General features: G+C 67.7%; 35 protein-coding genes. 1 reads left to right on the top strand and 34 read right to left on the bottom strand.

What is annotated here, in order from left to right:
• Positions 1–11: 11 nt before the first annotated feature.
• The 5 genes from D8M34_RS04800 to D8M34_RS04780 all read right to left on the bottom strand — a co-directional run bounded on the left by D8M34_RS04800 (position 12) and on the right by D8M34_RS04780 (position 5,180).
• On the bottom strand, positions 12–1,016 hold the full coding sequence (locus D8M34_RS04800) for an SIS domain-containing protein (RefSeq protein WP_062765192.1): 1,005 nt from the start codon (positions 1,014–1,016) through the stop codon (positions 12–14).
• Between the two features lie 191 nt (positions 1,017–1,207).
• The gene (locus D8M34_RS04795; protein WP_126893301.1) at positions 1,208–2,005 is read right to left on the bottom strand and encodes a sulfite exporter TauE/SafE family protein; all 798 of its coding nucleotides are present in this window, start codon (positions 2,003–2,005) and stop codon (positions 1,208–1,210) included.
• 46 nt (positions 2,006–2,051) lie between these two features.
• Positions 2,052–3,599 carry a tripartite tricarboxylate transporter permease gene (locus D8M34_RS04790; protein WP_126893300.1) on the bottom strand — a complete coding sequence of 516 codons (1,548 nt, stop codon included), beginning with the start codon at positions 3,597–3,599 and terminating at the stop codon, positions 2,052–2,054.
• Positions 3,599–4,159: a tripartite tricarboxylate transporter TctB family protein gene (locus D8M34_RS04785; RefSeq protein ID WP_126893299.1), complete on the bottom strand. Its 561-nt coding sequence runs from the start codon at positions 4,157–4,159 to the stop codon at positions 3,599–3,601. The genes D8M34_RS04790 and D8M34_RS04785 overlap by 1 nt, the downstream gene beginning before the upstream one ends.
• 1 nt (position 4,160) lies before the next feature.
• The gene (locus D8M34_RS04780) at positions 4,161–5,180 is read right to left on the bottom strand and encodes a Bug family tripartite tricarboxylate transporter substrate binding protein (RefSeq protein WP_062765201.1); all 1,020 of its coding nucleotides are present in this window, start codon (positions 5,178–5,180) and stop codon (positions 4,161–4,163) included.
• A 160-nt stretch (positions 5,181–5,340) separates the two neighbouring features.
• Here D8M34_RS04780 and D8M34_RS04775 point away from each other — a divergent pair, with 160 nt between their 5' ends.
• Positions 5,341–6,561 carry a PAS domain-containing protein gene (locus tag D8M34_RS04775; protein WP_126893298.1) on the top strand — a complete coding sequence of 407 codons (1,221 nt, stop codon included), beginning with the start codon at positions 5,341–5,343 and terminating at the stop codon, positions 6,559–6,561.
• A gap of 52 nt (positions 6,562–6,613) precedes the next feature.
• Here the strand turns inward: D8M34_RS04775 and rplQ are convergent, their stop codons facing one another.
• The 29 genes from rplQ to rplC form a co-directional block, all read right to left on the bottom strand.
• The gene (gene rplQ, locus D8M34_RS04770; RefSeq protein ID WP_062632861.1) at positions 6,614–7,186 is read right to left on the bottom strand and encodes a 50S ribosomal protein L17; all 573 of its coding nucleotides are present in this window, start codon (positions 7,184–7,186) and stop codon (positions 6,614–6,616) included.
• Between the two features lie 34 nt (positions 7,187–7,220).
• A complete protein-coding gene (locus D8M34_RS04765) occupies positions 7,221–8,210 on the bottom strand; it encodes a DNA-directed RNA polymerase subunit alpha (protein WP_126893297.1) in 990 nt (329 codons plus the stop codon).
• A gap of 129 nt (positions 8,211–8,339) precedes the next feature.
• Positions 8,340–8,738 (bottom strand): 30S ribosomal protein S11, encoded by a 399-nt coding sequence (gene rpsK, locus D8M34_RS04760; RefSeq protein ID WP_045249905.1) that lies wholly within the window; start codon positions 8,736–8,738, stop codon positions 8,340–8,342.
• 30 nt (positions 8,739–8,768) lie between these two features.
• Entirely contained in the window at positions 8,769–9,143 is a 375-nt protein-coding gene (rpsM, locus tag D8M34_RS04755) for a 30S ribosomal protein S13 (RefSeq protein ID WP_062632862.1), read from the bottom strand.
• 147 nt (positions 9,144–9,290) lie between these two features.
• Positions 9,291–9,407, bottom strand: a complete 117-nt coding sequence (gene rpmJ / locus D8M34_RS04750) for a 50S ribosomal protein L36 (RefSeq protein WP_005050492.1) — start codon at positions 9,405–9,407, stop codon at positions 9,291–9,293.
• Positions 9,408–9,471: 64 nt separating this feature from the next.
• Positions 9,472–9,693 carry a translation initiation factor IF-1 gene (gene infA / locus D8M34_RS04745; protein WP_018171468.1) on the bottom strand — a complete coding sequence of 74 codons (222 nt, stop codon included), beginning with the start codon at positions 9,691–9,693 and terminating at the stop codon, positions 9,472–9,474.
• A gap of 172 nt (positions 9,694–9,865) precedes the next feature.
• Entirely contained in the window at positions 9,866–10,537 is a 672-nt protein-coding gene (locus D8M34_RS04740; RefSeq protein WP_126893296.1) for a DsbA family protein, read from the bottom strand.
• Entirely contained in the window at positions 10,537–11,388 is an 852-nt protein-coding gene (gene map, locus D8M34_RS04735) for a type I methionyl aminopeptidase (RefSeq protein ID WP_085606378.1), read from the bottom strand. Before map ends, D8M34_RS04740 begins: the two co-directional genes overlap by 1 nt.
• A gap of 1 nt (position 11,389) precedes the next feature.
• Complete coding sequence (locus D8M34_RS04730) at positions 11,390–11,995, bottom strand: adenylate kinase (protein ID WP_062765215.1); 606 nt, start codon at positions 11,993–11,995, stop codon at positions 11,390–11,392.
• On the bottom strand, positions 11,992–13,314 hold the full coding sequence (gene secY, locus D8M34_RS04725) for a preprotein translocase subunit SecY (RefSeq protein WP_025102391.1): 1,323 nt from the start codon (positions 13,312–13,314) through the stop codon (positions 11,992–11,994). The genes D8M34_RS04730 and secY overlap by 4 nt, the downstream gene beginning before the upstream one ends.
• Positions 13,315–13,467: 153 nt before the next feature.
• Positions 13,468–14,085, bottom strand: a complete 618-nt coding sequence (gene rplO, locus D8M34_RS04720) for a 50S ribosomal protein L15 (RefSeq protein ID WP_082758410.1) — start codon at positions 14,083–14,085, stop codon at positions 13,468–13,470.
• Positions 14,085–14,270 (bottom strand): 50S ribosomal protein L30, encoded by a 186-nt coding sequence (rpmD, locus tag D8M34_RS04715; protein ID WP_017201575.1) that lies wholly within the window; start codon positions 14,268–14,270, stop codon positions 14,085–14,087. The genes rplO and rpmD overlap by 1 nt, the downstream gene beginning before the upstream one ends.
• Entirely contained in the window at positions 14,270–14,944 is a 675-nt protein-coding gene (gene rpsE / locus D8M34_RS04710; protein ID WP_200838869.1) for a 30S ribosomal protein S5, read from the bottom strand. The genes rpmD and rpsE overlap by 1 nt, the downstream gene beginning before the upstream one ends.
• A gap of 20 nt (positions 14,945–14,964) precedes the next feature.
• Positions 14,965–15,324 carry a 50S ribosomal protein L18 gene (gene rplR, locus D8M34_RS04705; protein ID WP_025102394.1) on the bottom strand — a complete coding sequence of 120 codons (360 nt, stop codon included), beginning with the start codon at positions 15,322–15,324 and terminating at the stop codon, positions 14,965–14,967.
• 2 nt (positions 15,325–15,326) lie between these two features.
• Positions 15,327–15,863, bottom strand: coding sequence for a 50S ribosomal protein L6 (gene rplF, locus D8M34_RS04700; RefSeq protein ID WP_025102395.1), 537 nt, complete (start codon positions 15,861–15,863; stop codon positions 15,327–15,329).
• A 6-nt stretch (positions 15,864–15,869) separates the two neighbouring features.
• The gene (gene rpsH / locus D8M34_RS04695) at positions 15,870–16,268 is read right to left on the bottom strand and encodes a 30S ribosomal protein S8 (protein ID WP_025102396.1); all 399 of its coding nucleotides are present in this window, start codon (positions 16,266–16,268) and stop codon (positions 15,870–15,872) included.
• 132 nt (positions 16,269–16,400) lie between these two features.
• Entirely contained in the window at positions 16,401–16,991 is a 591-nt protein-coding gene (gene rplE, locus D8M34_RS04690; RefSeq protein ID WP_025102397.1) for a 50S ribosomal protein L5, read from the bottom strand.
• A complete protein-coding gene (rplX, locus tag D8M34_RS04685) occupies positions 16,991–17,350 on the bottom strand; it encodes a 50S ribosomal protein L24 (protein WP_025102398.1) in 360 nt (119 codons plus the stop codon). The genes rplE and rplX overlap by 1 nt, the downstream gene beginning before the upstream one ends.
• Before the next feature lie 2 nt (positions 17,351–17,352).
• On the bottom strand, positions 17,353–17,721 hold the full coding sequence (gene rplN, locus D8M34_RS04680) for a 50S ribosomal protein L14 (protein WP_025102399.1): 369 nt from the start codon (positions 17,719–17,721) through the stop codon (positions 17,353–17,355).
• Positions 17,718–18,035, bottom strand: a complete 318-nt coding sequence (rpsQ, locus tag D8M34_RS04675; protein ID WP_025102400.1) for a 30S ribosomal protein S17 — start codon at positions 18,033–18,035, stop codon at positions 17,718–17,720. The genes rplN and rpsQ overlap by 4 nt, the downstream gene beginning before the upstream one ends.
• Positions 18,035–18,352, bottom strand: coding sequence for a 50S ribosomal protein L29 (rpmC, locus tag D8M34_RS19730; RefSeq protein ID WP_025102401.1), 318 nt, complete (start codon positions 18,350–18,352; stop codon positions 18,035–18,037). Before rpmC ends, rpsQ begins: the two co-directional genes overlap by 1 nt.
• Positions 18,352–18,771 carry a 50S ribosomal protein L16 gene (gene rplP / locus D8M34_RS04665; protein WP_025102402.1) on the bottom strand — a complete coding sequence of 140 codons (420 nt, stop codon included), beginning with the start codon at positions 18,769–18,771 and terminating at the stop codon, positions 18,352–18,354. The genes rpmC and rplP overlap by 1 nt, the downstream gene beginning before the upstream one ends.
• On the bottom strand, positions 18,771–19,523 hold the full coding sequence (gene rpsC, locus D8M34_RS04660; RefSeq protein WP_025102403.1) for a 30S ribosomal protein S3: 753 nt from the start codon (positions 19,521–19,523) through the stop codon (positions 18,771–18,773). The genes rplP and rpsC overlap by 1 nt, the downstream gene beginning before the upstream one ends.
• Positions 19,523–19,921, bottom strand: coding sequence for a 50S ribosomal protein L22 (gene rplV, locus D8M34_RS04655; RefSeq protein ID WP_025102404.1), 399 nt, complete (start codon positions 19,919–19,921; stop codon positions 19,523–19,525). Before rplV ends, rpsC begins: the two co-directional genes overlap by 1 nt.
• 25 nt (positions 19,922–19,946) lie before the next feature.
• Positions 19,947–20,228: a 30S ribosomal protein S19 gene (rpsS, locus tag D8M34_RS04650; protein WP_017201589.1), complete on the bottom strand. Its 282-nt coding sequence runs from the start codon at positions 20,226–20,228 to the stop codon at positions 19,947–19,949.
• 12 nt (positions 20,229–20,240) lie between these two features.
• Complete coding sequence (gene rplB / locus D8M34_RS04645; RefSeq protein WP_025102405.1) at positions 20,241–21,080, bottom strand: 50S ribosomal protein L2; 840 nt, start codon at positions 21,078–21,080, stop codon at positions 20,241–20,243.
• Positions 21,081–21,100: 20 nt separating this feature from the next.
• Positions 21,101–21,424: a 50S ribosomal protein L23 gene (rplW, locus tag D8M34_RS04640; protein ID WP_025102406.1), complete on the bottom strand. Its 324-nt coding sequence runs from the start codon at positions 21,422–21,424 to the stop codon at positions 21,101–21,103.
• Positions 21,421–22,083, bottom strand: a complete 663-nt coding sequence (gene rplD, locus D8M34_RS04635; RefSeq protein WP_025102407.1) for a 50S ribosomal protein L4 — start codon at positions 22,081–22,083, stop codon at positions 21,421–21,423. Before rplD ends, rplW begins: the two co-directional genes overlap by 4 nt.
• Before the next feature lie 2 nt (positions 22,084–22,085).
• On the bottom strand, positions 22,086–22,745 hold the full coding sequence (rplC, locus tag D8M34_RS04630; RefSeq protein WP_062632874.1) for a 50S ribosomal protein L3: 660 nt from the start codon (positions 22,743–22,745) through the stop codon (positions 22,086–22,088).
• Position 22,746 lies beyond the last annotated feature (1 nt).

Below are 22,746 nucleotides of genomic sequence, written 5' to 3'. Positions count from 1 at the left end.
TCCTTTCGTTCCTAGTACTCCATGCGCCACATGTAGCGGCGCACGCTGAGGGGGTGTCCTCGGTGGTCGGCGAGTGCATCCGCGTACGCGCGGAGCACGACGTTGAAGAGGAGGTGGGCGACGATGCCGCGCACCTCCGGAGCGACGACATCGAGGCCGAACTCCTGGGCGTCGAGGACGAGCACCCGATCCGAGTGCTTCGTGACGAAGTCCACCGCGCGCTGCTCGACGGACCGAGTCTCATCGAGTCCGAGCAGCGCGATGAACGGCACATCCTCCTCGGTGATCTCGAAGGGGCCGTGGAAGTACTCGCCGGCGTGGATGGCGGCGGAGTGCACCCACTGCATCTCCTGCAGCAGGCAGATGGCGAACGAGTACGCGGAGCCGTAGTTGGAGCCTGCCGCCATCGTGTAGATGAGGGGCTCGCGACGGTGGCGGTATCCCCAGGCATCGGCGGCTGCGGAGTGCGCTTCGCGCGCTGCCGGCACGAGGGTCGGCAGCTGGGCGACGGCCTCGTCGACCGCACCGGCGATGCCGGCCTGTTCACGGTCGTCCAGGATGCCGGCCGCCAAGCGCAGCAGCAGCGCGGGGCCGACGTGGGCCTCGCTCTTCCCCTCGCCGTGCTGATACGCCACCACGTGCTCCGATGCCTCGGCGAGCGGCGACGTCGGGTCGAACGTGAAGGCGACCGTGAGCGCACCGCGCTCACGTGCGTGCTTCGCCGCGGCGACCGTCTCCGGCGTGGTGCCGGAGTGCGAGCAGAGCACGACGAGGGTGTCGGCGTCGACGCGCGACGAGGCGCGGCTGGTGAACTCGGCAGCATTGAGTGCGGTCGCCTCGAGCGACACCGCCTTGGTGCCGAACAGGTACTCGATGGGCTGCATGACGGCAAAGGAGCCGCCGCAGGCGGTGAGCACGACGCGCGAGATGGTGTCTCGGGTCGCGATCGCCTGGCGGGCCGCAGCGAGCTGGTTCTCGATAGCGGCGGAGTCGACGAACAGAGCGGTGGCAGACAAGATGGTCCCTTCTGATGACCTTCGATCAAACATCATGACTCGTTATATGACGTCATGTGATGACTCACGATAGCGAGCGCAGCACCGCCTGTAAAGGGGCGCGGCGAAAATCGTTCGCGGGAGTCAGGGAAAGGGACGGGTCCGGCGCGCTTCAGCGGTCGGCCCGCGCCGCAGGAACGGCGGCCGCGGCGTCAGCCGCGCCGGCGCCCGCGGACGGCCTTGAAGGCCATCTGCACCGCGATCACGACGAGATACGCGGCGAAGAGGAGGTTGCCGACGGTCGGGTCGACGATGGTCGCCAGCCAGGCGCCGAGGGCCGTCGTGGTGCACGCCGAGACGCCGATGAGCAGCGCGGCGAGGAGATCGACGTTGCGGTTGCGGAGGTTGCCGACCGTGCCGGAGAGCGCGGTCGGGATCATCATGAGCAGCGAGGTGCCCTTCGCGACGAGGTCGCTGGTGCCGAACGCGAGCATGAGCACCGGGACGACGATGACACCGCCGCCCACGCCGATGAGCCCGGCCAGGATGCCCGTTCCGATTCCCACGACCACCAGGGCGATCCCGGTGAGCCAGGTGAGCTCGAAGACGGCGTCGCGCGAGGGGATCACGAGGAAGAGGCTCACGATCACGACGACGAGGAAGCCGACGAAGCCCCAGCGGAGGGCGGTCTGCGAGATCCGCGGGAGCAGGCGGGTGCCGATCTGCGCTCCGACCACGGCCCCGGCCGCGAGGATCAGCGCCGGGATCCAGGCGACGGAGCCCGATGCGGCGTAGGAGATGACGCCGACGGTCGCCGTCGGGACGATCGCCGCCAGCGAGGTCCCGGCCGCGAGCCGCTGGTCGAACGCGAGCAGGAGCACCAGCAGCGGGACGATCACCGTGCCGCCGCCGACGCCGAAGAGACCGGAGAGGAGGCCGGCGAGGAGGCCGATGCCGATGAACGTGGCGTAGGCGCGGGGTCCGCGCTTCAGGACCGTCGCATCGCTCACCGGATCAGCCTACTCCCGGCCTCTCCCCTCCTCGAATCGTGCGGGCTCAGACCTCCGAGTCCGCTTTGACGGGCACCGCGATGGACTCCGTGAGCGCCTGCTCGTACCGGCGCTGCCGACGCCGCAGCCACAGACCGCCGGCGATGAGCAGCGCGAGGATGACGTAGGCGACCGCGGAGAACGGCTGCGCGATGAGCGTCGTCAGGTCGCCCTGGCTGAGCTGCAGCGCGCGCCGCAGCTGCTCCTCCCCCATCGGCCCGAGGATCATGCCCACCACCAGCGGCGCGACGGGGAAGCCGTACCGCCGCAGGAAGTAGCCGAGGACGCCGATGATGAGCAGGATCAGGATGTCGACGACCGCGAAGTTCAGCGCGTACGCCCCGAAGGCGGCGAACAGGAGGATGCCCGCGTATAGATACGGCCGCGGGATCTGCAGGAGCTTCGCCCACATGCCCACCAGCGGCAGGTTCAGCACGAGCAGGATCACGTTGCCGATGTAGAGGCTCGCCACCAGTGCCCACACGAGGTCTGCCTGTCCGGTGAACAGCTGCGGTCCGGGCTGCAGACCGTACGTCTGGAACGCCGTGAGGATGATCGCGGCGGTCGCCGTCGTCGGAAGGCCCAGCGTCAGCAGCGGCACGAGCACGCCCGCGGCCGCGGCGTTGTTCGCCGACTCCGGGCCCGCGACGCCTTCGATGGCCCCGCGGCCGAACTCGTCCTTGCGCCGCGAGAGCTTGCGCTCGGTGGCGTAGGACAGGAAGGTCGCCACGTCGGCGCCACCGGCCGGGATCGTGCCGATGGGGAAGCCGATGGCGGTGCCGCGGAGCCAGGGCTTCCACGAGCGGCGCCAGTCGTCCTTCGTCATCCAGCTGCGCCACCCGCGCGACACGGGGATCACGTCGATCGCGCCGTGCCGCAGCCGGGCCGCGACGTACAGAGTCTCGCCGACGGCGAAGAGCCCGACCGCCACGAGCACCACGTCGATGCCGTCCGCCAGCGGCAGCAGGCCGAGCGTGTACCGCTGCTGCCCCGAGAGCCAGTCGGTGCCGACCAGGCCGAGGAACAGGCCGACGCCGAGCGACAGCAGGCCGCGCGGCACGGAGGACCCCATGAGCGCGCCGACCGTGACGAAGGCCACGACGATGAGCGCGACGTAGTCGGCGGGCCCGAGGTTCACGGCGAACTGCGCGAGTACCGGGGCGAGCAGCGTCAGGCCCACAGTGGCGAGGGTTCCGGCAACGAACGACCCGAGCGCCGCGGTGGCCAGCGCCGCTGCACCCCGCCCGAGCTTGGCCATCTTGTTGCCCTCGATCGCCGTCACGATCGACGACGACTCCCCCGGGGTGTTCAGCAGGATGCTCGTGGTCGACCCGCCGTACATGCCGCCGTAGTAGATGCCCGCGAACGTGATGAGCGCCGCGGCCGGCTCGAGCGTGTAGGTGAGCGGAAGGAGCAGGGCGACGGTCATCGCCGGCCCGATTCCGGGCAGGACGCCCACGGCCGTGCCGATCAGCACGCCGAAGAAGGCGAACACGAGGTACTGGGGCTGCAGCGCGGTCGCGAACCCCTCGAGGAGCAGACTCCAGCTGTCCATCAGAACATCCTTCCCAGCCAGCCGAGCGCCGGTCCCCACGGGAGCGAGAGCCCGAGCAGACCGCCGAACACGACCTGCACGACCAGCGCGATGACCGCGCCGATGAGGAGCGCCATCCACCACCGCCGCGCGCCGAGCGCCCACGCGACGCCGCCGAACAGCAGCGCCGCTGCCGGGGCCCAGCCGAGCGGCTCGATGAGGAGCAGATGAGCGACCACGAGCGCCACGATCTTCACGAGGGTGAGCCAGTCGGTCGGCAGGCTCTGATCGACGTCCTCCCCCTCCTCCGGCACACCGCGGTGCCCGCGGAGGATGCTCACCACGACGGCGAGAGAGGAGCCGAGCAGCAGCACCGAGACGAACAGCGGGAAGACCGTCGGGCCGACCTGGCCACCCGCGGGCACATGGATGGTGAACACACCGGCGAACGCGAACACGCCGAGCGCCACCATGAGCAGGGCGAAGACGAGCTCCCCCCGCGGCAGGGACGCGACGAGGCGTGCGGACCGACGGGCGTCGGTCCGCACCTCCTCGCCGGGTCCGGAAGACCCGGTCGTCATGTCAGCCGACCAGCCCGATGTTCTGCAGCGTCGTGGTGACCTCGGTGATGTTGCCGTCGAGGAACTCGTCGAACTCGGCACCCGTGAGGAAGGCATCCGCCCAGCCCCGCGTCTCCAGCTCGTCCTTCCAGGCTTCGGACGCCTCCAACTCGGTGACGATGCGCTCGAGCTCCGAGCGCTCGGCGTCGCTGATGCCGCCCGGCGCGATCACGCCGCGCCAGTTGGTGAGCACGACGTCGTATCCGGAGTCGGTGATCGTATCGACGTCCGGCAGCTGCGTGACCGGCTCCTCCGACGAGACGGCGAGAGCCTTCATGGTGCCGGCTTCGATGTGCTGCAGGAACTCGCCGACGCCGGAGATGCCTGCCGACACCTTGCCGCCCAGGATCAGCGACGTGGCCTCGCCGCCGCCCGAGTTGGGCGTGTAGTTCAGCTTCTCGGCGATCTCCGCGCCGTCGAGCCCCGCCTCCTCGAGCAGCAGTCCGGCGAGGATGTGGTCGGCTCCCCCGGCGGAGCCGCCGGTGATCGTGACCTCCTGGCCCTTGTCCACGACGTCCTCGACGAGGTCCTCCAGGGTGTCGTACTCGGAGTCCGCGGGGACCACCACGACGAGGGGCTCGTCGGTGAGGCGGGCGATCGGGGTCATGTCCTCGATGCGCACGGCCGAGGCGTTGGTCTCCACCGCACCGACCATCACGAGGCCCATGACCATGAGGGTCGCCGGGTCCTTCTCATTGGCGAGCTGCGCGAGGCCGACCGTTCCCCCGGCCCCGCCGACGTTGGTGACCGGCGCCGAGCCGACGATGTCCTCCTGGGTGAGCAGCTGGGAGAGGGCACGACCGGTCTGGTCCCAGCCGCCGCCCGGGTCGGCGGGGACGACGATGTTCACGTCGGTGATGGCGACCGCCTCGTCTCCGCCGTCGGAGCCGGCGGTTCCGCCGTCCGCGGTCGAGCACGAGGTGAGGACCAGGGCGGTCGCGGCGACGGCCGCGGCGAGGGTCCCGATGCGGGCGTGATTCATGGCGCTCCTCCTTGAGCGTTCGGGTGCAATCCGTCCACTGTCGAGGCGCGGATGCGCCCGCTCAAGCTTCGGAAACCATTGGTCGCGTTCCGTAACTATTGGTCGTGAACACCTCCGCCGGCGGCTCGCGGCCCGTCCACCCACCCGGGAGAATGGACCCGTGGCCTCGAAGATGACGCTCCGTGTGCAGCTGCTCGCGCTGCAGGCGCTGATCGTGTTCCTGGTGACCCTCGCCACCGGCATCGCCGCCGGGGCGTTCCAGGAGAACGCGCTCCGCGAGGCCTACAAGGACCGCATGCAGGCGGTCGCCCAATCCGTCGCCGCTCTTCCCGTCGTCCTCGACGCGTTCGACGACGAGGACCCGGCCGCCGCCATCCAGCCGGTCGCCGAGGTCATCCGCGAGGCCTCCGATCTCGCCTACGTGGTGGTCGCCAACGACGAGGGCATCCGGTACTCGCATCCGAACACCGACCGCATCGGCGAGCGGGTGTCCACCGACCCGTCGATCCCGCTGGGCGGCGACATCTTCGTGGGCACCCAGACCGGGACGCTCGGGACCTCGTGGCGCGTGAAGGTGCCCATCCGCGACGAGGACGGCACGGTCATCGGCACCGCCTCCGTCGGCATCCTGGAGTCTGAGCTGAACGAGGAGTTCACCAGCAACCTCGTCGGACTCATCTCCGCCATGCTCGCCGCGGCGGTTCTGGGGGTCTTCGGCGCCGCGTGGGTGACGTCGTTCATCCGGCGCCGCATCTACCGGCTCGAGCCGCACCAGATCGCGGCGCTGGTCAAGAACCAGGAGACGACCCTGCACGGGTTGAGCGAGGGCGTGGTCACCGTGGACGGCGCCGGGCGGATCACCCTGGTCAACGACGCGGCGGCGCGGTTCCTCGGTCGCGATGCCGCCGATCTCGACGGCGCTCCCGCGGATGACGTCCTCGGCGACGAGCTCGCCATTGTGCTCCGTGAGGGCGAGGCTGCGGGACGCCCCGTCATCGTCGGCTCGCATGTGCTGGTCGCGCGGAGCACGGCCTCGGGGAGCGGGTCCGCCGATGTGGGGGCGACGCTGCTGCTGCGCGACCACACCGAGCTGCACGATGTCGTGCGTCGGGTCGAGGCCGCCGATGCGATCATCGCCTTCCGGGAGCGGTACGGGCTGCCGAAGGGGCTGAGCGCCGAGACGCTGGAGCGGGTCTACGCCGCCCTCGCCGCCCGACCGGACGCCTCCGCGACCGAGATCGGAGAGGATCTCGCCATCTCCCGCGTCAGTGCGCGCCGCTATCTCGAGCACCTCGCCGCCACGGGCCAGGCGGTGCGGTCTCTGGACTACTCCACCAAGGGGCGTCCCGGGGCACGCTACCGGATCACCGACCCCCGCTGAACGACGAAGCCCGCCACCCCGGAGGGGCGGCGGGCTTCGTAGAGAGAGATCCTTACTCGGACTTCTTCTCGACAGCGTCCTCGGCGGCGGCCTCAGCGGCCTCGCCCTCGGCCTGCGACTCGGCGCCGGCCTCGGCAGCCGTGTCCTCGGCAGGGGTCTCGTCCGCGGGGGCCTCGACGGTCTCCTCGGCGGGAGCCTCCTCGGCAGCCGGCTTCTCGTCCTTCGGGGCCGCAGCGGCCTTCTTGGTCGACTTCGCCTTCGGGGTGACGGGCTCGAGAACGAGCTCGATCACGGCCATGGGGGCGTTGTCGCCCTTGCGGTTGCCGACCTTGGTGATGCGCGTGTAGCCACCCTCGCGGTCCGCGACGAGCGGAGCGATCTCGTTGAACAGGACGTGCACGACTTCCTTGTCACCGATGACCGACAGCACGCGACGGCGGGCGTGGAGGTCTCCGCGCTTGGCGAAGGTGATGAGGCGCTCGGCGAGCGGACGCAGGCGCTTGGCCTTCGTCTCGGTCGTCTTGATCGACTTGTGGGTGTACAGCGCAGCGGCGAGGTTGGCAAGCAGCAGGCGCTCGTGGGCGGGGCCGCCTCCGAGGCGGGGACCCTTGGTGGGCTTGGGCATAATCGTCTAACTCCTGGTCAGAAAGGGTCGGGTATCAGAAGGACTCGTCTTCGCTGCCGCCGTAGAAGTGGGCGCCGTCGAAACCGGGCACCGAATCCTTGAGCGACAGACCGAGCGAGATGAGCTTGTCGCGCACCTCGCCGACCGACTTCTGGCCGAAATTGCGGATGTTCATGAGCTGCGTCTCCGACAGGGCGACGAGCTCAGAAACGGTGTTGATGCCCTCACGCTTCAGGCAGTTGTACGAGCGGACCGACAGGTCGAGGTCCTCGATCGGCATCGACAGCTCGCTGGAGTTCACAGCCTCCACCGGCGCCGGGCCGATCTCGATGCCCTCGGCCTCGACGTTCAGCTCGCGGGCGAGACCGAACAGCTCGGTGAGCGTCTTGGCAGCCGAGGCGACGGCGTCGCGGGGGCTGATCGCCGACTTGGTCTCGACGTCGAGGATGAGCTTGTCGAAGTCGGTGCGCTCACCGGCACGGGTGGCGTCGACGCGGTAGCTGACCTTCAGCACGGGCGAGTAGATCGAGTCGATCGGGATCTGACCGGCCTCGGCGTACTCGTTGCGGTTCTGCGTCGCGGAGACGTAGCCACGGCCGCGCTCGATGGTGAGCTCGAGCTCGAACTTGGCGGTGTCGTTGAGCGTCGCGATGACGAGCTCGGGGTTGTGCACCTCGACACCGGCCGGAGCCGAGATGTCGGCGGCGGTCACTTCACCGGCACCGGTCTTGCGGAGGTACGCGGTGATGGGCTCGTCGCGCTCGCTGGAGACGACCAGCTGCTTGATGTTGAGGATGATCTCGGTGACATCCTCCTTCACGCCGGGGATCGTGCTGAACTCGTGCAGCACACCGTCGATGCGGACGCTGGTGACAGCGGCGCCGGGGATCGACGACAGCAGGCTGCGACGCAGCGCGTTGCCGATCGTGTAGCCGAAGCCGGGCTCCAGAGGCTCGATGATGAACCGGCTCCGGTTCTCGACGATCTTTTCCTCGGTCAGTGTGGGACGCTGTGCAATAAGCACTCTGTGTTCCTTTCGATCACATGCCCGCTATATGACATGTGGTGGGGTGAGGTCTTGAGTTGTGGAAGTCGATGCCCCACGCGGGGCGCCGAGCCGCTCGCCCGAAGGACGAGCGGCTCGGCACACGCATCAGACGCGGCGACGCTTCGGCGGACGGCAGCCGTTGTGCGCCTGCGGGGTGACGTCCTGGATCGAACCCACCTCGAGGCCGGCGGCCTGCAGCGAGCGGATCGCGGTCTCGCGGCCGGAGCCCGGACCCTTCACGAAGACGTCGACCTTCTTCACGCCGTGCTCCTGCGCCTGGCGGGCGGCCGACTCGGCGGCCATGCCTGCGGCGTACGGGGTCGACTTGCGGGAGCCCTTGAAGCCCACGCCACCCGACGACGCCCAGCTGATGACAGCGCCGGACGGGTCGGTGATCGAAACGATGGTGTTGTTGAACGTCGACTTGATGTGGGCCTGGCCCAGCGCGATGTTCTTCTTCTCCTTGCGGCGCGGCTTGCGCGCGGCGGCCTTGGGTGCAGCCATGAAAGTGTTCTCCTAGTCCCTGGCCGCTGCTTAGCGGGCCTTCTTCTTGCCGGCGACGGTGCGCTTCGGGCCCTTGCGGGTACGGGCGTTGGTCTTGGTGCGCTGACCGCGGACCGGGAGGCCACGACGGTGGCGGAGGCCCTCGTAGGAGCCGATCTCGACCTTGCGGCGGATGTCTGCGGCCACCTCGCGGCGCAGGTCACCCTCCACCTTGTAGTTGCCTTCGATGTAGTCGCGGAGGGCGACGAGCTGGTCGTCGCTGAGGTCCTTCACGCGGATGCTCTCGTCGATGTCGGTCGCCTTGAGGATCTCGACCGAGCGGGTACGGCCGACGCCGTAGATGTAGGTAAGGGCGATCACCACGCGCTTGTCGCGCGGGATGTCAACGCCGGCAAGACGTGCCATGCGGTTCTCCTGGGTGTTGTGGAGGTGTGGAGCAGGATCGGTGCCCGGGCCTCCGCCCCGAGGTGTCCCCCGCTTCCGCGGGTTCTGATCCTGCCGTGTCGTATTGAGTTATGAGATTGCGAGAGCGGCGCCCACGCAGCGGGGCACTCAGCCCTGGCGCTGCTTGTGACGCGGGTTGCTCTTGCAGATCACCATCACGCGGCCGTGGCGGCGGATCACCTTGCAGTGATCGCAGATCGGCTTGACGCTGGGGTTGACCTTCATGATGTTTCCTGTTCGCTGTCTTCACCGGGCAGGCGTGGAGCCTGGGGTGTTACTTCTCGACCGATCAGCGGTAGCGGTAGACGATGCGGCCGCGGGTCAGGTCGTAGGGGCTGAGCTCCACGACCACGCGGTCCTCGGGGATGATGCGGATGTAGTTCTGCCGCATCTTTCCGGAGATCGTCGCCAGAACCTTGTGTCCATTGCTGAGCTCAACGCGGAACATCGCGTTGGGCAGAGCCTCCGACACGACGCCCTCGATCTCGATGACACCGTCTTTCTTAGCCATAGCCTCGCTGACGCTTCTGCAGACCGGTCGATCTGCGGTGGGTGGGTGATGTGCGGTACCGGGCCGGATCGGACACGCCGAACGCATGGCACAAGGCACCAAAGATCTATGTTATCCGACGACGCCCCATCCGGCAACTTGGCCGGACGGGGCGTCGAGGGGTCAGTGCGTGTCAGCCGAGCAGGTCGGTGAACCGCTTCATGTCGTCCTGGTTCTGGAGGTCGAGCCGCTCGCCGTCGATCTCGACGGTCGGGGTGCCCTGGATGTCGTTGGCCTTCGCCTGCGCGGCACCGAACTTGCGGTACGTCTCGTCCGTGATGCAGGACACCACATCGTCGCCCGCGCCGACCTGGGTGGCGAACTCGGCGAGCTGCTCGTTCGTGAGGCCGGGGCTGTTCTCCGCCGGCTGGTTCTCGAACAGGACCTTCGCGTAGTCGAAGTAGAGGTCGGAGTCGGACTCGGCGACGCAGAACGCGGCACCGGCCGAACGGGAGGAGAACTCGGTGCCCTGCGAGAAGCGGTCCAGGATCGCGATGGGGTGCTGCTCGAGGGTGATCTCGCCGCTCTGCGCCTTGGCCTCGAGGGCGGCGCCGAACTGGTCCTCGAAGGACTTGCAGACCGGGCACTGGAAGTCGAGGAAGACCGACACCGTGGTGTCGCCGTCACCCATGGAGATGGAGCCAGCGTCGGCGTCGAAGTTGTCGCTCGCGGTCGGGGTGGCGCCGGGAGAGGTCGCCTGGTTGTTGAGGAACACCACGAGTCCGCCGAGGGCCACCAGGACCACGACGACGGCGATGGAGACGCCGATCGCGAACCAGTTGGTGTTGCTCTTCGCCGCTGCCATTACTTTCCGATCTCTCGAGGCTCGACCCCGAACGGGGCGAGTCCGGCTCTTCCACCATCGGGCGCGGTGAGCACCCAGATGCCCCCATCATGCAGGGCGACGCTATGTTCCCAATGTGAGCCGTCAGTGCCGTCGACCGTCGTGACGGTCCAGTCGTCGTCCTCCACGAAGGTCGCCTCGCCGCCGGCGGTCACCATGGGCTCGATGGCGAGCACGAGCCCGGGCTTCACGTCCGCGCCGCGGTCGGGTGTCCGGTAGTTGAAGACGCTGGGCGCCTCGTGCATCTTCCGCCCGATGCCGTGGCCGACGTACTCGCGGAGGATCCCGTAGGGCTCGCCGCTCACGGCAGACGGCCCCTGCGCCTCGATGTAGTCCTGGATGGCGGCGCCGATCTCGTCGATCGAGGATGCCGTCGCCATCGCGGCGATGCCCGCCCACATCGACCCCTCGGTCACGCGGGAGAGCTCCTCGCGGCGGGCGACGAGCTCCGGGCGCTCGGGATCGGGGACGACGACCGTGATCGCGCTGTCACCGTTCCAGCCGTCGAACTGGGCGCCGCAGTCCACCGAGACGATGTCGCCCGGCTGGAGCACGCGCTCCCCCGGGATGCCGTGCACGACCTGCTCGTTGACCGAGACGCAGATCGTGTGGTGGTAGCCCTTGACGAGCTGGAAGTTCGACTCCGCTCCCCGCTGCACGATCGCGCGGTTGGCGGCGGCATCGAGCTCGATCGTCTTCACTCCGGGCTTGATGAGGGCGCGGACGGCGTCGAGGGCCTCGGCGGTGATGAGGCCGGGCTCGACCAGGGCTCGGAGCTGAGCCGGGGTCTTGTAGATCGAGCGGCGGAACATCTCAGGCGGCGGAGGCGGCGGAGCGCAGTCCGCGAGCGGCCAGGGCGGCGGCGATGCGCTCCGTGATCTCCTCGAGGGAGCCCACGCCGTCGATGCGGTCGACGATGCCGCGGCTGCTGTAAACCTCGATGATCGGCGCCGTCTCCTTCTCGTAGATGTCGAGTCGGTGCGCGATGGCCTCGTCGGTGTCGTCGGAACGGCCCTGCTCGGCGGCGCGAAGGGCGAGGCGGGCGATGCTCTCCTCACGGGGGACGTCGAGGAGGATCACGGCGTCCAGCGCCTCGCCGCGTCCTTCGAGGAACGCGTCAAGGTGCGACACCTGCGCGGTGTTGCGGGGGTAGCCGTCGAGGAGGAAGCCGTTCTGCGCGTCGTCCTGGCTCAGCCGGTCGCGCACGATCTCGCTCGTCAGCTCGTCCGGCACGAGGTCGCCCTTGTCGAGGATCGCGGTGACCTGCTGGCCGAGCGCCGTCCCCTCCTTGATGTTCGCGCGGAAGATGTCGCCGGTCGAGACGACGGGGATGCCGTAGGACTCGGCGATGCGCACACCCTGCGTGCCCTTGCCGGAACCCTGCGGACCGACGATGAGAAGACGTGCGGATGCTGTCATCGGAGAAGTCCTTCGTAGTGTCGCTGCTGCAGCTGGGCGTCGATCTGCTTGACCGTCTCGAGACCCACGCCGACGATGATGAGGATCGACGCGCCACCGAACGGGAAGTTCTGGTTGGCGCCGACCGTGGCGAGGGCGATCAACGGGATGAGGGCGATCAGGCCCAGGTAGAGGGAACCGGGGAGCGTGATGCGGGTGAGCACGTAGTCCAGGTACTCCGCGGTCGGACGGCCGGCCCGGATCCCGGGGATGAAGCCGCCGTACTTCTTCATGTTGTCGGCGACCTCGACGGGGTTGAACGTGATCGCGACGTAGAAGTAGGTGAACCCGATGATCAGCAGGAAGTACGCCGCCATGTAGATCGGGCTGTTGCCGGTGGTGAAGTTCGCGCTGATCCAGCTGACCCAGGCGGGCGGCGTCGAGCCGTCCTGCGGGGTGTTGAACTGGGCGATGAGCGCGGGGATGTACAGCAGCGACGAGGCGAAGATGACCGGGATCACACCCGCCATGTTGACCTTGATCGGGATGTACGTGTTGGTGCCGCCGTACGTCCGGCGTCCCACCATGCGCTTCGCGTACTGCACGGGGATGCGCCGCTGGGACTGCTCGACGAAGACGACGAGACCCATCACGATGATGCCGACGAGGAGCACGAGGAGGAACACCTCGAAGCCGCGGGTCTGCCAGATGATCGACATCGCACCGGGGAACGTCGCGGCGATGGAGGTGAAGATCAGCAGCGACATGCCGTTGCCGATGCCGCGCTCGGTGACGAGCTCGGCGAACCACATGATCAGACCGGTGCCAGCCGTCATCGCCATGATGATGAGCACCTGCGCCCACCAGACGTCGTTCGTGAGGAGCTGGGTGCACGCGCCGATGTCGGTCGTTCCGAAGAGCTGACCGGTGCGGGCGACGGTGACGAGGGTCGTCGACTGCAGGAGCGCGAGCGCGATCGTGAGGTACCGCGTGTACTGGGTGAGCTTGGCCTGTCCGGCCTGGCCCTCCTTGTGCAGCGCCTCGAAGTGCGGGATGACGACGCGCAGGAGCTGCGTGATGATCGTCGCCGTGATGTACGGCATGACACCGAGCGCGAAGATCGACAGCTGCAGCAGAGCGCCGCCGGAGAAGAGGTTGACGAGTCCGAGCAGACCCTCGGTGCCGGCATTGGCCGCGAGACACTGCTCCACGTTCGGGAAGTTGACGAACGGCGCGGGGACGTTCGAGCCGAGACGGTAGATCGCGATGATCGCGAGAGTGAAACCGATCTTCCGACGCAGGTCGGGCGTGCGGAAGATCCGCGCGATGGCGCTAAACAAGAACGTTCCTCCTGAAAAGGTGGCCGGACCCCCGAGGGGCGGCTGAAACACCAGGGTAACCCACTCCGAGGTCCGGGGAATGCGGGCGGTCGGCTTCTCCCCCACCGAACCAGAAGAGGGGCCGGAGAATCTCCGACCCCTCTTCCGCAGTGGTTACTTGACGGATCCGCCCGCAGCCACGATCTTCTGCTCGGCGGAACCCGAGACCTTGTCGACCGCGACGGTGAGCTTCACGGCGATGTCGCCGTTGCCGAGAACCTTGACCTTCTCGTTCTTGCGAACCGCACCCTTGGCGACCAGGTCGCTCACGGTGACGTCGCCACCCTGGGGGTAGAGCTCCGCGAGCTTCTCCAGGTTCACGACCTGGTACTCGACGCGGAACGGGTTCTTGAAGCCGCGCAGCTTCGGCGTGCGCATGTGCAGCGGCATCTGGCCACCCTCGAAGCCGACGCGCACGGTGTTGCGGGCCTTGGTGCCCTTCGTGCCGCGACCGGCCGTCTTGCCCTTCGAGCCCTCACCGCGACCGACACGGGTCTTCGCGGTGTTGGCACCCGGGACCGGACGCAGGTGGTGGACCTTCAGCACGCCGGGGCGGGACGCCGGGGCGTCCTTCTTCGGCGCAGCCTTGGCGGAGCCGTCGGCCTTCGCGTCGGCGGCAGCGGTCTTGGCCGGTGCCTTCTTCGCGGCGGGCTTCTTGGCGGCGTCGGCCTTGGGAGCCGCCGCCTTCTTCGTGGCCTTCTCGGCCTCGACGGCCTCGTTCTTCTCAGCCATTAGTCGATCTCCTCAACCTTGACGAGGTGGGCGACGGTCTTGACGTAGCCGCGCGTCTGCGCGTCGTCGGGGCGGACGGTGGTGTCACCGATCCGCTTGAGACCGAGGCTGCGCAGCGTGTCGCGCTGGTTCTGCTTCTCGCTCACCTTGGACTTGATCTGCGTGACCTTGAGTCGCGCGGCCATCAGGCACCTACCTTCTGTGCGGCGATGGCCTCGGCCTCGGCGCGGACGAGCCGGGCCGGGGCGACCTGGTCGAACTCGAGACCACGACGTGCGGCGACGGCGCGGGGCTCCTCGAGCTCCTTCAGGGCGGTGACCGTCGCGTGCACGATGTTGATCGTGTTCGACGAGCCGAGCGACTTGGACAGCACGTCGTGGATGCCGGCGCACTCGAGCACGGCGCGGACCGGACCACCGGCGATGACACCGGTACCGGCGGCGGCGGGGCGCAGGAGCACCACACCGGCGGCCGACTCACCCTGCACGGGGTGCGGGATGGTGCTGCCGACGCGCGGGACGCGGAAGAAGTTGCGCTTGGCCTCTTCGACACCCTTCGAGATCGCCAGGGGGACCTCACGGGCCTTGCCGTAGCCGACGCCCACCAGACCGTTGCCGTCGCCGACGACCACGAGAGCGGTGAAGCTGAAGCGACGACCACCCTTCACGACCTTCGAGACGCGGTTGATGGTGACGACGCGCTCCAGGAACTGGTTGTCGCCGCGGTCGCGCGAGTTGCGGTCGCGGCCGCCCTGGTTGCGGTCACGTCCGCCGCGGCGGCCGTCCCGCTGGTCGCGAGTGGGCTCAGCCTGCGTGGTGCCGGCGGCCGTCTCGGAAGTGGCAGCAGCCGCTTCGGTCACTTCGTTCTCCTTGTTGTCACTCACAGTGCCAGACCCCCTTCACGGGCGCCGTCGGCGATGGCGGCGACACGACCCGCGTAGCGGTTGCCGCCACGGTCGAACACTGCCTCGGAAACGCCTGCGGCCTTCGCACGCTCGGCGAGGAGCTCGCCGACCTTGCGAGCCTTGGCGGTCTTGTCGCCATCCAGCGAACGCAGGTCGGTCTCGAGCGTCGAGGCCGAGGCGACCGTGTGGCCCTTGCTGTCGTCGACGAGCTGCACGAAGACGTGACGCGCCGAACGGTTGACGACGAGGCGCGGACGCACCTCGGTGCCCACGATCTTCTTGCGAAGACGGGCGTGACGACGCGCGCGGGCGTCGGACTTCGACTTCACAGCCATGGTTACTTACCAGCCTTTCCGGCCTTGCGACGCACGACCTCGCCGGCGTAGCGCACACCCTTGCCCTTGTACGGCTCGGGCTTGCGGATCTTGCGGATGTTCGCAGCCGCCTCACCGACGGCCTGCTTGTCGATCCCGCTGACGGTGAGCTTGTTCGTGCCCTCGACCGTGAGCGTGATGCCGGCGGGCGGGTCGACCAGGACCGGGTGCGAGAAGCCGAGGGCGAACTCGACCGAGTTGCCCTTCTGCTGCACGCGGTAACCGGTGCCGACGACCTCGAGACCCTTGGTGTAGCCCTGGGTCACGCCGATGATGTTGTTGTTGATGAGCGTGCGGGTCAGGCCGTGAAGCGACCGGGACTCGCGCTCGTCGTCGGGGCGGGTGACGAGAACCTGGTTCTCCTCGACCGACACCTCGATGGGGCTGGCCACCGTGAGGGTGAGCTCACCCTTGGGGCCCTTCACCGCGACCTCACGGCCGTCGACCGAAACGGTCACGCCCGCGGGAACGTCGATGGGAAGTCGTCCAATACGCGACATTTCGGATTACCACACGTAGGCGAGAACTTCTCCGCCCACGCCCTTCTGCTCAGCCTGGCGGTCCGTGAGGAGACCGGAGGAGGTGGACAGGATGGCCACGCCGAGGCCGCCGAGGACCGTGGGGATCTCGGTCGACTTCGCGTACACGCGGAGGCCGGGCTTCGACACGCGCTTGATGCCCGCGATCGAGCGCTCGCGGTTCGGGCCGTACTTCAGCGTCAGCGTGAGGTTCTTGCCCACGCGCGCGTCGGAGGTCTCCCAACCGGCGATGTAGCCCTCCTGCTGGAGGATCTCTGCGATGTGCGTCTTGAGCTTGCTCGACGGCAGCGTCACGGTGTCGTGGTGCGCCGAGTTCGCGTTGCGCAGACGGGTCAGCATGTCTGCGACCGGGTCTGTCATTGTCATTGTTGTCTACTTTCGTTCATGAGGTTCCGGCTGCCGTTACACGACAGACGGCCTGCGATGAGCACGCAATCTTCAATTGTACGTGCACATCGACGGGCTCAGTGACACGAGACCACTGAGCCCGTCGAAGGGTCACGCCTGGGCGTCGTCCGCGCGGAACGGGAAGCCGAGGTGACGGAGCAGCGCCCGACCCTCGTCGTCCGTCTTCGCCGAGGTCACGACGGTGATGTCGAAACCACGGACGCGGTCGATCTTGTCCTGATCGATCTCGTGGAACACGCTCTGCTCCTGGAGACCGAAGGTGTAGTTGCCGTTGCCGTCGAACTGCTTGGCCGACAGACCGCGGAAGTCGCGGATGCGGGGCAGCGCGAGCGAGACCAGGCGGTCCACGAACTCCCACGCACGGTCGCCACGGAGGGTGACGTGCGCGCCGATGGCCTGGCCCTCACGCAGCTTGAACTGCGCGATGGACTTGCGGGCCTTGGTGACGATCGGCTTCTGGCCGGTGATCTTGGTGAGGTCGTCGACCGCACCATCGATCACCTTGCTGTCGCGAGCAGCCTCGCCGACACCGGTGTTCACGACGACCTTGACCAGGCCGGGGATCTGCATGACGTTCTCGTAGCCGAACTCGTCCTGCAGAGCCTTCTTGATCTCGGCGTTGTACTTCGCCTTCAGGCGGGGCTGGATCTTGCCAGCCACCGCAGCGTCGGTCGTTGCCATCAGAGGTCCTTACCGCTCTTCTTCGCGAAGCGCACGCGGACGGTGCGCTTCACGCCGTCCTTGGTCTGCTCCTCGACCCGGTGGCCGACCTTGGTCGGCTTCTTGGTCGAGGGGTCGACGAGTGCGACGTTCGAGATGTGGATGGGCGCCTCGACGGTCTCGAGGCCACCCGTCTTCGTGCCACGCTGCGTCTGACCGACGCGCGTGTGCTTAGTGACGTAGTTGACGCCTTCGACGACGACACGGTTCTGCTCGACGAGGACGTCGAGGACCTTGCCCTGCTTGCCGCGGTCGCCACCACGCTCGGGCTTGGCGCCCGAGATGACCTGAACCAGGTCGCCCTTCTTGATCTTCGCCATGATCAGATGACCTCCGGTGCCAGCGAGACGATCTTCATGAACTTCTTGTCGCGAAGCTCACGGCCGACCGGCCCGAAGATACGGGTGCCGCGGGGCTCCCCGTCGTTCTTCAGGATGACGGCGGCGTTCTCGTCGAACTTGATGTAGGAGCCGTCGGGACGACGGGTCTCCTTCTTGGTGCGGACGATGACCGCCTTGACGACGTCGCCCTTCTTGACGTTGCCACCGGGGATCGCGTCCTTGACGGTCGCGACGATGGTGTCGCCCAGACCGGCGTACCGGCGGCGCGAGCCACCGAGGACGCGGATCGTGAGCAGCTCCTTGGCGCCGGTGTTGTCGGCGACCTTGAGACGGGACTCCTGCTGAATCACTTGGCCTTCTCCAGAATCTCCACCAGACGCCAGCGCTTGGTGGCGCTCAGCGGGCGGGTCTCGTTGATCAGGACCAGGTCGCCGATGCCGGCGGAGTTCGCCTCATCGTGCGCCTTGACCTTCGACGTCCGGCGGATGACCTTGCCGTAAAGCGGGTGCTTCACGCGGTCCTCGACCTCGACGACGATCGTCTTGTCCATCTTGTCGCTGACGACATAGCCACGACGGGCCTTGCGGTACCCGCGGGCGTCGGCGTCGCGCACGTCGTGAGCGGCGTGCTCAGCCTCGACGGCGGCTTCCTTCTTGGTGGCCATCACTCAGCCTCTTCCTTCGGGGCGTCCTCGGCGGCGTCCGCCTTCTTCGCCTTCGACTTGGTCGCCTTCTTCGCGGGAGCCTCGACCGGAGCGGGCGTCGCACGGATGCCCAGCTCGCGCTCGCGGATCACCGTGTAGAGGCGCGCGATGTCGCGCTTGACGGCGCGGATGCGGCCGTGGCTCTCCAGCTGGCCGGTGGCCGACTGGAAACGGAGGTTGAACAGCTCCTCCTTGGCCTTGCGCAGCTCCTCAACGAGGCGCTGGTCTTCGAACGTGTCGAGCTCTGCCGGAGCGAGCTCCTTGGTGCCGATCGCCATTACGCGTCGCCCTCCTCGCGCTTGATGATGCGTGCCTTGAGCGGCAGCTTGTGGATTGCACGGGTCAGTGCCTCGCGAGCGAGCTGCTCGTCGACACCCGCGACCTCGAAGAGGACGCGGCCCGGCTTGACGTTGGCGACCCACCACTCGGGGGAACCCTTACCGGAACCCATGCGGGTCTCGGCCGGCTTCTTCGTGAGCGGACGGTCCGGGTAGATGTTGATCCACACCTTGCCGCCACGCTTGATGTGACGGGTCATCGCGATACGAGCGGACTCGATCTGACGGTTCGTCACGTACGCGGGGGTGAGGGCCTGGATGCCGAACTCGCCGAAGGAGACCTTCGTGCCGCCGGTGGCCTGACCCGAGCGCCCCGGGTGGTGCTGCTTGCGGTACTTGACCTTACGGGGGATGAGCATTATGCCGACGCTCCTTCTGCAACAGGTGCCTCGTTGCGCGGGGCACGGCGGCGGTCACCACGGTCGTCACGGCGCGACTTCGGCGCGTTGGCCTGCTCGCGCGCGAGCTCCTTGGCGGTGAGGTCGCCCTTGTAGATCCACACCTTCACGCCGATGCGGCCGAAGGTGGTCTTGGCCTCGTAGAAGCCATAGTCGATGTTCGCGCGCAGCGTGTGCAGCGGCACACGACCCTCGCGGTAGAACTCCGACCGGCTCATCTCGGCGCCGCCGAGACGGCCCGAGACCTGGATGCGGATGCCCTTGGCTCCGGCGCGCTGCGCGCCCTGCAGACCCTTGCGCATCGCGCGACGGAACGCCACGCGAGCCGAGAGCTGCTCGGCGATGCCCTGGGCGACCAGCTGAGCGTCGGCCTCGGGGTTCTTGACCTCGAGGATGTTCAGCTGGATCTGCTTGCCCGTGAGCTTCTCGAGGTCGCCGCGGATGCGCTCGGCCTCTGCACCACGACGACCGATCACGATGCCCGGGCGGGCGGTGTGGATGTCGACGCGGACGCGGTCACGGGTGCGCTCGATCTCGATGTTCGAGACGCCGGCACGGTCGAGCTGCGTCTGCAGCAGGCGACGGATCTTGATGTCCTCGGCCACGTAGTCGGCGTAACGCTGACCCGGCTTCGTCGAGTCGGAGAACCAGCGCGACACGTGGTCCGTGGTGATGCCGAGGCGGAAGCCGTACGGGTTGACCTTCTGTCCCATTACTTGCTCGCCTTCTTGTTGCTGTCACCGGCCGCGGCAGGGGCCGCCTCCGGCGTCGAGAGCACGACCGTGATGTGGCTCGTGCGCTTCTTGATCTGGAAAGCGCGACCCTGTGCACGGGGCTGGAAACGCTTGAGCGTCGTGCCCTCGTCCACGTACGCGTTCTTCACGTACAGGTCCTGCTCGTCGAGGTACTCGCCGTCACGATCCGCCTTGACCTGCGCGTTGGCCATGGCCGACGCGACAAGCTTGTAGATCGGCTCACTGGCGGACTGCTGAGCGAACTTCAGGATCGCCAGAGCCTCCTGGGCCTGCTTGCCCTTGATGAGCGCGACGACACGACGAGCCTTCTGAGGGGTCACGCGGATGTGTCGCACGCGTGCGATGGACTCCACCATTTCTCTCTCCTCTATCGCCGCCGCGTCAGCGGCGACGGCCCTTCTTGTCGTCCTTCTCGTGGCCGCGGAAGGTGCGGGTGGGCGCGAACTCGCCCAGCTTGTGACCGACCATGGTCTCGGAGACAAACACGGGGATGTGCTTGCGACCGTCGTGGACCGCGATCGTGTGACCCAGCATGGCCGGGATGATCATGGACCGGCGGGACCAGGTCTTGATGACGTTCTTCGTGCCGGCTTCGTTCTGCACGACCACCTTGCGAAGCAGGTGCTCGTCGACGAAGGGGCCCTTCTTGAGACTGCGAGGCATCTTCTCTTACTCCTACTTGCGCTTCTTGCCGGCGTTGCGACGACGCACGATGTACTTGTCGCTTTCCTTGTTGGCGTGGCGGGTGCGGCCCTCGGCCTGACCCCACGGGGAGACGGGGTGACGTCCACCGGACGTCTTGCCCTCACCACCACCGTGCGGGTGGTCGACCGGGTTCATCGCGACACCGCGGACGGTCGGGCGGACGCCCTTCCAGCGCATGCGGCCGGCCTTGCCCCAGTTGATGTTCGACTGCTCGGCGTTGCCGACCTCGCCGATGGTCGCGCGGCAGCGCGCATCGACGTTGCGGATCTCACCGGAGGGCAGACGCAGCTGGGCGTAAGGGCCGTCCTTGGCGACGAGGCGGACCGACGCACCGGCCGAGCGCGCCATCTTCGCGCCGCCGCCGGGGCGGAGCTCGATGGCGTGGATGACGGTACCCGTGGGGATGTTCTTCAGCGGGAGGTTGTTTCCCGGCTTGATGTCCGCCGCGGGGCCCGACTCGACGATGTCGCCCTGCTTCAACTTCGCCGGCGCGAGGATGTAGCGCTTCTCGCCGTCGAAGTAGTGCAGCAGCGCGATGCGCGCGGTGCGGTTGGGGTCGTACTCGATGTGCGCGACCTTGGCGTTCACGCCGTCCTTGTCATTGCGACGGAAGTCGATGACGCGGTACTGGCGCTTGTGGCCACCACCGATGTGACGGGTCGTGATGCGGCCCTGGTTGTTGCGACCACCGGTCTTCGAGATCGGGCGCAGCAGCGACTTCTCCGGCGTCGATCGGGTGATCTCGGCGAAGTCAGCCACCGACGAGCCGCGACGGCCCGGGGTCGTGGGCTTGTACTTGCGAATAGCCATGATTGTCCTTATCCCCCGGATCAGCCGATTGCCGTGAAGATGTCGATGGTGCCCGACTTCAGGCTCACGATGGCGCGCTTGGTGTCCTTGCGCTTACCGGTGCCGAAGCGGGTGCGACGGGCCTTGCCGACGCGGTTGATCGTGTTGACGGACGCGACCTTGACGCCGAAGATCTTCTCGATGGCGAGCTTGATCTCGGTCTTCGAAGCGCGCGGGTCGACGAGGAAGGTGTACTTGCCCTCGTCGATCAGGCCGTAGCTCTTCTCGGACACGACCGGCTTCAGGATGATGTCGCGCGGGTCCTTGTTCAGGGCCGTCTGGAGAACAGATGCCTGCTCGCTCATGCGGAGACCTCCTGGTTGGCGCCGGACTTGGAGGCGATGAAGCCCTCGAGCGCGGCCTGGGTGAAGACGATGTCGTCGGAGACGAGCACGTCGTAGGCGTTGAGCTGGTCGAACGTCAGCACGTGGACGTGGCCGAGGTTGCGGATGCTCTTGAGCGCGAGCTCGTCGCCGCGCTCGATGACCACGAGGACGTTCTTCGACGTGGCGACCTGGGCGAGGAAGCCCGCGGCGGCCTTGGTCGACGGCGCGCCGTCGGTGCCGAAGGTGTCGATCGCGTGCAGACGGTCACCGCGGAAGCGGTCGCTGAGCGCGCCCAGCAGGGCGGCCGCGATCATCTTCTTGGGGGTGCGCTGCGAGTAGTCGCGCGGCTTCGGGCCGTGCACGATGCCACCGCCGGTCATGTGCGGCGCGCGGATCGAGCCCTGGCGGGCGTTACCCGTGCCCTTCTGCTTGAAGGGCTTGCGGCCGGCACCCGAGACCTCGCCACGACGCTTGGTCGAGTGCGTGCCCTGGCGAGCCGCCGCGAGCTGCGCGACGACGACCTGGTGGATGAGCGGGATGTTCGTCTTGACGTCGAACAGCGCGGCGGGAAGCTCGACGGAGCCTGCCTTCTTGCCGTCTGCCTTGAGGACGTCGAGCGCGAGAGTGGAGTCAGCCATGATCAGGCACCCTTCACTGCGTTGCGGACGTAGACGATGCGGCCGCGAGCACCGGGGACGGCGCCCTTGACGAGCATGAGTCCCTTCTCGATGTCGATGGCGTGCACCGTGAGGTTGAGGACGGTCACGCGCTCGCCACCCATACGGCCGGCCATGCGCATGCCCTTGAAGACGCGGCTCGGGGTCGACGATGCGCCGATGGAGCCGGGCTTGCGGTGGTTGCGGTGCGCACCGTGCGATGCCGAGACGCCCTTGAAGTTGTGGCGCTTCATGACACCGGCGGTGCCCTTGCCCTTGCTCGTGCCGACGACGTCGACGAGCTGGCCGGCCTCGAACGTGCCGTCCACCGTGAGCTCCTGGCCCAGGGTGTAGTCGGCGGCGTCGGCCGTGCGGACCTCGGTCACGTGGCGACGCGGCGTGACGCCGGCAGCCTCGAAGTGAGCCGAGAGGGGCTTGTTCACCTTGCGCGGGTCGATCTGGCCGTACGCGATCTGCACGGCGTTGTAGCCGTCCTTCTCGGGGGTACGGATCTGGGTGACCACGTTCGGCGCGAGCTCGATGACGGTGACGGGAACGAGCTTGCCGTTCTCGTTCCAGACCTGGGTCATGCCGAGCTTGGTGCCGAGCATGCCCTTGGAAACCTTGGAGTTGATGTCAGCCATG

The sequence above is a fragment of the Microbacterium sp. HSID17254 genome (genome assembly GCF_003989315.1).
Lineage (GTDB): Bacteria > Actinomycetota > Actinomycetes > Actinomycetales > Microbacteriaceae > Microbacterium.
The sequence above is the reverse complement of the archived record's forward strand: the minus strand, read 5'-3'. Positions and strand labels throughout refer to the sequence as shown.

Coding starts and splice junctions, on each gene's coding strand:
- D8M34_RS04790 (WP_126893300.1), bottom strand. CDS start 3,599: ATGGACAGCTGGAGTCTGCTCCTCGAGGGGTTCGCGACCGCGCTGCAG.
- D8M34_RS04785 (WP_126893299.1), bottom strand. CDS start 4,159: ATGACGACCGGGTCTTCCGGACCCGGCGAGGAGGTGCGGACCGACGCC.
- D8M34_RS04780 (WP_062765201.1), bottom strand. CDS start 5,180: ATGAATCACGCCCGCATCGGGACCCTCGCCGCGGCCGTCGCCGCGACC.
- rplQ (WP_062632861.1), bottom strand. CDS start 7,186: ATGCCCAAGCCCACCAAGGGTCCCCGCCTCGGAGGCGGCCCCGCCCAC.
- rpsK (WP_045249905.1), bottom strand. CDS start 8,738: ATGGCTGCACCCAAGGCCGCCGCGCGCAAGCCGCGCCGCAAGGAGAAG.
- rpsM (WP_062632862.1), bottom strand. CDS start 9,143: ATGGCACGTCTTGCCGGCGTTGACATCCCGCGCGACAAGCGCGTGGTG.
- rpmJ (WP_005050492.1), bottom strand. CDS start 9,407: ATGAAGGTCAACCCCAGCGTCAAGCCGATCTGCGATCACTGCAAGGTG.
- infA (WP_018171468.1), bottom strand. CDS start 9,693: ATGGCTAAGAAAGACGGTGTCATCGAGATCGAGGGCGTCGTGTCGGAG.
- D8M34_RS04740 (WP_126893296.1), bottom strand. CDS start 10,537: ATGGCAGCGGCGAAGAGCAACACCAACTGGTTCGCGATCGGCGTCTCC.
- map (WP_085606378.1), bottom strand. CDS start 11,388: ATGTTCCGCCGCTCGATCTACAAGACCCCGGCTCAGCTCCGAGCCCTG.
- D8M34_RS04730 (WP_062765215.1), bottom strand. CDS start 11,995: ATGACAGCATCCGCACGTCTTCTCATCGTCGGTCCGCAGGGTTCCGGC.
- rplO (WP_082758410.1), bottom strand. CDS start 14,085: ATGGCTGAGAAGAACGAGGCCGTCGAGGCCGAGAAGGCCACGAAGAAG.
- rpmD (WP_017201575.1), bottom strand. CDS start 14,270: ATGGCCGCGCGACTCAAGGTCACGCAGATCAAGTCCAAGGTGAGCGAG.
- rplR (WP_025102394.1), bottom strand. CDS start 15,324: ATGGCTGTGAAGTCGAAGTCCGACGCCCGCGCGCGTCGTCACGCCCGT.
- rplF (WP_025102395.1), bottom strand. CDS start 15,863: ATGTCGCGTATTGGACGACTTCCCATCGACGTTCCCGCGGGCGTGACC.
- rpsH (WP_025102396.1), bottom strand. CDS start 16,268: ATGACAATGACAGACCCGGTCGCAGACATGCTGACCCGTCTGCGCAAC.
- rplE (WP_025102397.1), bottom strand. CDS start 16,991: ATGGCAACGACCGACGCTGCGGTGGCTGGCAAGATCCAGCCCCGCCTG.
- rplX (WP_025102398.1), bottom strand. CDS start 17,350: ATGGCGAAGATCAAGAAGGGCGACCTGGTTCAGGTCATCTCGGGCGCC.
- rpsQ (WP_025102400.1), bottom strand. CDS start 18,035: ATGGCCACCAAGAAGGAAGCCGCCGTCGAGGCTGAGCACGCCGCTCAC.
- rpmC (WP_025102401.1), bottom strand. CDS start 18,352: ATGGCGATCGGCACCAAGGAGCTCGCTCCGGCAGAGCTCGACACGTTC.
- rplP (WP_025102402.1), bottom strand. CDS start 18,771: ATGCTCATCCCCCGTAAGGTCAAGTACCGCAAGCAGCACCACCCGGGG.
- rpsC (WP_025102403.1), bottom strand. CDS start 19,523: ATGGGACAGAAGGTCAACCCGTACGGCTTCCGCCTCGGCATCACCACG.
- rplV (WP_025102404.1), bottom strand. CDS start 19,921: ATGGTGGAGTCCATCGCACGCGTGCGACACATCCGCGTGACCCCTCAG.
- rpsS (WP_017201589.1), bottom strand. CDS start 20,228: ATGCCTCGCAGTCTCAAGAAGGGCCCCTTCGTCGACGAGCACCTGCTT.
- rplB (WP_025102405.1), bottom strand. CDS start 21,080: ATGGCTATTCGCAAGTACAAGCCCACGACCCCGGGCCGTCGCGGCTCG.
- rplW (WP_025102406.1), bottom strand. CDS start 21,424: ATGAGCGAGCAGGCATCTGTTCTCCAGACGGCCCTGAACAAGGACCCG.
- rplD (WP_025102407.1), bottom strand. CDS start 22,083: ATGGCTGACTCCACTCTCGCGCTCGACGTCCTCAAGGCAGACGGCAAG.
- rplC (WP_062632874.1), bottom strand. CDS start 22,745: ATGGCTGACATCAACTCCAAGGTTTCCAAGGGCATGCTCGGCACCAAG.